1 protein-coding gene is annotated in these 1,638 nt (G+C 58.3%); it reads right to left on the bottom strand.

Features of this window, described 5'->3' with window-relative positions:
- Positions 1-23: 23 nt before the first annotated feature.
- Positions 24-1,379, bottom strand: coding sequence for an IS110 family transposase (locus tag L1278_RS19480; protein WP_253406691.1), 1,356 nt, complete (start codon positions 1,377-1,379; stop codon positions 24-26).
- Positions 1,380-1,638 lie beyond the last annotated feature (259 nt).

Here is a 1,638-nt window from a genome sequence, read left to right as displayed (position 1 = left end):
AAATCCTGACTAACGTTTATTTCTCAAGCCGTTGCGAAGCCCACATCTTCGGGTCTAAGGTCTAATTTAGCGATGTTTTTGCGAATCCTTTGCACCAGCTTGAGCTTTCTTTTCTCATCGAGGAACAGGTACTGAGTGGGCGGGTTGTAGGGCACGCGGTAGGTGAGCATGTGCCAGATGATGACGGCCAGCTTGCGGGCCGTGGCGCTCACTGCCGCCTGCCTCCCCTTTCTGAAGGCCACTCTTTTGAAGAAGTCCGACAGGTGCGTCTCGCGCAGGTTGCCGATGACATTGGCCGCGTTCCGCAGGGCGATCTTCAAGCGATTGCTGCCCTTGGGAGTATGGGAGCTGAGTACCCTGCCACCGCTCACCTTCGTGTTGGGGCAGAGCTTGAGCCAGTTGGTGAACTGCTTGGCCGTGGGAAACTTTCTGATCCCCTCGGCGCCCACCTCGCTCATGAGCGCCATCACGGTCGCATGGCTCACCCCCTCTATTCGGAGCAGGTCCACCCCACCGTAGTACTGGTAGGCCAGCTGGTTAAGGTCCATCTGCTGGGGCGCGTTCTTGTTCACGCGCTTGTAGGGCTTGGGCTCCGCCCTCAGCTCCCGCCTCTGTTCATCCGCTCCTATCTGCTCTCGGAGCAGCTGCTCAATGGCCGCGTCGCAGGCGACTATTTTCTGCTGCAGGGTTTTGTACATATCCAACTCCTGGGACAGAGCGAAGAGCAGGTCCCGGCGGCCGTTGCCGTGCAAAGCCTGGGCAATCTCCTCTTTTGACTTGCGGCAGTTGCCGTGGCGGAAGCAGGCCAGCCGCTCGGGATCCGTCTCCCCCTGGCAAACGGCCTCGATGATGGTCATGCCCGTCTGCCCCGTCACATCCCGCACCACCACGTCGAGCCGCAGGTTCAGCAGCCGCAGGTACTTGTGCATCTTTTGGGTCGTGATGGCGGCCGTCTCCAGCAGCGAGGAGCGGTGGCGGCAATAGGTGCGCAGCTCCTCAGTGGCCTGGTCAGGCAGAAAGCTACCCGAGAGCAGCCCTAGTGAGTGCAGGCGCTGAATCCACTGGCAGTCCTGCACGTCGGTTTTGCGCCCCTTGATGTTCTTGGTGAACTTGCCATTGCAGAGCAATACCTCCAGGCCTGCCTGCTGCAGGGCCGTGAACAGGTTCTGCCAGTAAGTACCGGTACTCTCCATGGCCACGGTGGTGATGTGGCAGGAAAGGAGCCACCGGGTAAGCTCCCGCAGGTCCGATTCATAAACACCGAACTCCCGCACCTGGTCCGCTCCCTGGCCAACGGCCACAAAGTGGGAGCGGCTGCCCACGTCGATGCCGGCGGCGCGGGGGTTGACAATCTCCATGGGCGTGCTTCTCTTTTTCATAGCGGTAAGGAATGAAGTGAAAGGAAAACGATCCCAGGGGAATGTACTCTAGGTCTTGAAAGTATCCTGATCGGGGTCTCCCCAGGGAGCCACCACTGAAATCACCTCAAAGCCCTCCTGCAGTAGAAGGGCTCTCTACATTCCAACCAGAATGCACCACGAGCTTTAAAGCGTCAATTAGAAACCGGTCTTGCAAGGGATACAAGATAGATACGCAGCAACGTTAGCGGGAGTAATCAATAGTTAATATAGGGGGAAT

The organism is Pontibacter sp. HSC-36F09 (assembly GCF_024171605.1).
Lineage (GTDB): Bacteria > Bacteroidota > Bacteroidia > Cytophagales > Hymenobacteraceae > Pontibacter.
This window is presented reverse-complemented; position numbering and strand designations above follow the sequence as displayed.